Here is a 3,717-nt window from a genome sequence, read left to right on the forward strand (position 1 = left end):
GAGGAGCGGGGTCCGGGGCGGAGCCCCGTGACAGCGACCTCGAGGGGCCGCATCGTGAGACACGGGCGTAGGCTCCCCCCGGGCCACAAATACCCCGAACAACGAATAGAGGGACCTCACCACCGTGACTGCTCTGACTCTCAGCACCTCCGCGGCCACCGGCCTCCGCGCCGACGCCCTCGTCGTCGGTGTCGCCAAGGGCGACAAGGGCCCGGTCGTCGCGCCGGGCGCGGAGGCCGTGGACCAGGCGTTCGACGGAAAGCTCGCTTCCGTCCTGGAGACCCTCGGTGCCTCCGGCGCCGAGGGCGAGGTGACCAAGCTCCCCGCGCCGTCCGGCGTCAAGGCTCCGGTCGTGCTGGCGGTCGGTCTCGGTGCGCTCCCCGAGAAGGACGAGGCGTTCGCCACCGAGACGCTGCGCCGTGCCGCCGGTGTCGCGGCCCGCGCGCTGTCGGGCGCGAAGAAGGCCGCGCTCGCCCTCCCCGTCGAGGACGCCGAGGACGCCGGCGCGATCGCGGAGGGCGTGCTGCTCGGCGCGTACTCCTTCGACGCCTACAAGGAGACGGCGGCCGCGAAGGCCGGCGCGAAGAAGAGCGGCAAGGCTCCGCTGGCCGAGGCCGCGATCCTGGGCGGCAAGCCGCGCGACAAGGCGTACAAGGCCGAGATCGAGCGCGCCGTCGCGCTGGCCGAGGAGCTCAACCGCGCCCGCGACCTGGTCAACACCCCGCCGAACGACCTGAACCCGGAGGCCTTCGCCGCCGTCGCGCAGGCGGCGGGCAAGGAGCACGGCATCAAGGTGCAGGTGCTCGACGAGAAGGCGCTCACCAAGGGCGGCTACGGCGGCATCCTCGGCGTCGGCGCCGGCTCCGCCTCGGCCCCGCGCCTGGTGAAGCTGTCGTACACGAGCTCCAAGGCCGACAAGCACCTCGCCTTCGTCGGCAAGGGCATCACGTACGACTCGGGCGGCATCTCCCTCAAGCCGGCCGGTCACAACGAGACGATGAAGTGCGACATGGCCGGCGCCGCCGCCGTGTTCGCCGCCGTCGTCACGGCCGCGCGCCTCAAGCTCGACGTCAACGTGACGGGCTGGCTGGCCCTCGCCGAGAACATGCCGTCGGGCTCCGCCACCCGCCCGGGTGACGTCCTGCGCATGTACTCCGGCAAGACGGTCGAGGTGCTCAACACGGACGCCGAGGGCCGGCTGGTCCTGGCCGACGCGATCGCCAAGGCCTCCGAGGAGACCCCGGACGCGATCATCGACGTGGCGACGCTGACCGGCGCCATGGTGCTGGCCCTCGGTTCGCGCACGTTCGGCATCATGGCCAACGACGACGCCTTCCGTTCGTCGATCCACGAGTCGGCCGAGGAGGTCGGCGAGCCGGCCTGGCCGATGCCGCTGCCGGCCGACCTGCTCAAGGGCATGGAGTCGGCGACCGCCGACATCGCCAACATGGGCGAGCGGATGGGCGGCGGCCTGGTCGCCGGTCTGTTCCTCCAGGAGTTCGTCGGCGAGGGCATCACGTGGGCCCACCTCGACATCGCGGGTCCCGCATTCAACGAGAGCGGTCCGTTCGGCTACACGCCGAAGGGCGGCACGGGTTCCGCGGTCCGCACGCTGGTCCGCCTCGCGGAGCGCACGGCGGCGGGCGACCTCGGCTGAGCCGGGACTCTGGCCGCTTTGCGCAGGTCGTGAGCTGATTCGGCCCCGGGTGCACGGCACCCGGGGCCGTTCGCTTTCGACGAAATCCGTAGGTTCGTCCGAGGTCCGCACGGTCGATTCGGGTGTAACGGCCGTCTCAGACCCCGGCCCGACGTCCCGCACTCCTTCGACAAGTGCGAGGATGGGTGCCGGCAGGACAGGGCCCCCACCCGAGGGCCGAAGCAAAGAGCGGCCGGACACCAGCCGCCGCCCGGTCAGTGCAGACCGGCGTACGGCGCACATGCATGGAGGACGTGACGTGGCGAACGACGCCAGCACCGTTTTCGACCTAGTGATCCTCGGCGGTGGCAGTGGCGGCTACGCCGCGGCCCTGCGCGGAGCGCAGCTGGGTCTCGACGTCGCCCTGATCGAGAAGAACAAGGTCGGCGGCACCTGCCTGCACGTCGGCTGCATCCCCACCAAGGCGCTGCTGCACGCCGGTGAGATCGCCGACCAGGCGCGTGAGTCCGAGCAGTTCGGCGTGAAGGCGACCTTCGAGGGCATCGACATGCCCGCCGTCCAGAAGTACAAGGACGAGGTCATCTCGGGCCTGTACAAGGGCCTGCAGGGGCTGATCGCCTCCCGCAAGGTCACGTACATCGAGGGCGAGGGCCGGCTGTCCTCCCCGACGTCGGTGGACGTGAACGGGCAGCGTGTCCAGGGCCGCCACGTGCTGCTCGCGACCGGCTCCGTGCCGAAGTCGCTGCCCGGTCTCGAGATCGACGGCAACCGGATCATCTCGTCCGACCACGCGCTGACCCTGGACCGCGTCCCGCAGTCCGCGATCATCCTGGGCGGCGGCGTCATCGGCGTCGAGTTCGCCTCGGCGTGGAAGTCCTTCGGCACCGACGTCACGGTCGTCGAGGGCCTCAAGCACCTCGTGCCGGTCGAGGACGAGAACAGCTCGAAGCTCCTCGAGCGTGCCTTCCGCAAGCGCGGCATCAAGTTCAACCTCGGCACCTTCTTCGACAAGGCCGAGTACACGCAGGACGGCGTCCGCGTGACGCTGGCCGACGGCAAGACCTTCGAGGCCGAGGTCCTCCTGGTCGCCATCGGCCGCGGCCCGGTCTCGCAGGGCCTGGGCTACGAGGAGCAGGGCGTCGCGATGGACCGCGGCTACGTCCTGGTCGACGAGTACATGCAGACCAACGTGCCCACGATCTCGGCCGTCGGTGACCTCGTCCCGACGCTCCAGCTCGCGCACGTCGGCTTCGCCGAGGGCATCCTGGTGGCGGAGCGTCTGGCCGGCATCAAGACCGTCCCGATCGACTACGACGGCGTGCCGAAGGTGACGTACTGCCACCCCGAGGTCGCCTCCGTGGGCATCACCGAGGCCAAGGCCAAGGAGATCTACGGTGCGGACAAGGTCGTCGCTCTGAAGTACAACCTGGCGGGCAACGGCAAGTCCAAGATCCTGAAGACCGCGGGCGAGATCAAGCTCGTGCAGGTCAAGGACGGCGCCGTGGTCGGCGTCCACATGGTCGGCGACCGGATGGGCGAGCAGGTCGGTGAGGCTCAGCTGATCTACAACTGGGAAGCGCTGCCGGCCGAGGTCGCCCAGCTCATCCACGCCCACCCGACCCAGAACGAGGCGCTCGGCGAGGCCCACCTGGCCCTCGCGGGCAAGCCGCTGCACTCGCACGACTGACCTCGTTCCGCCTGTCTCCACAGGGCGCGACGACCGACCCCACAGACTTCCGCACTGCGTTGCCGCGCATGTGCACATTCGTAAGGAGCAACAGAAACCATGCCGGTTTCCGTATCCCTTCCGGCGCTCGGTGAGAGCGTCACCGAGGGCACCGTCACCCGCTGGCTGAAGGCCGAGGGCGAGCGCGTCGAGGTCGACGAGCCGCTGCTCGAGGTCTCCACCGACAAGGTCGACACCGAGATCCCCTCCCCCGCCGCCGGTGTCCTCGCCTCCATCAAGGTCGCCGAGGACGAGACCGTCGAGGTCGGCGCCGAGCTGGCCGTCATCGACGACGGCACGGGCGCGCCCGCCGCCGCCCCGGCTCCGGCCGCCG

General features: G+C 70.5%; 3 protein-coding genes. All 3 read left to right on the top strand.

Going from position 1 to position 3,717, the window contains the following annotated elements; genetic code table 11:
* The first annotated feature begins 124 nt into the window (after positions 1–124).
* On the top strand, positions 125–1,657 hold the full coding sequence (locus tag GTW43_RS26620; RefSeq protein ID WP_161304513.1) for a leucyl aminopeptidase: 1,533 nt from the start codon (positions 125–127) through the stop codon (positions 1,655–1,657).
* Positions 1,658–1,955: 298 nt separating this feature from the next.
* Positions 1,956–3,344 carry a dihydrolipoyl dehydrogenase gene (gene lpdA, locus GTW43_RS26625; protein WP_161304514.1) on the top strand — a complete coding sequence of 463 codons (1,389 nt, stop codon included), beginning with the start codon at positions 1,956–1,958 and terminating at the stop codon, positions 3,342–3,344.
* Between the two features lie 99 nt (positions 3,345–3,443).
* Positions 3,444–3,717, top strand: a 274-nt coding sequence (locus GTW43_RS26630) for a biotin/lipoyl-containing protein (protein WP_343246125.1), incomplete at its 3' end; no start/stop codon positions are given.

Source organism: Streptomyces sp. SID5785 (genome assembly GCF_009870065.1).
Classification (GTDB): domain Bacteria; phylum Actinomycetota; class Actinomycetes; order Streptomycetales; family Streptomycetaceae; genus Streptomyces.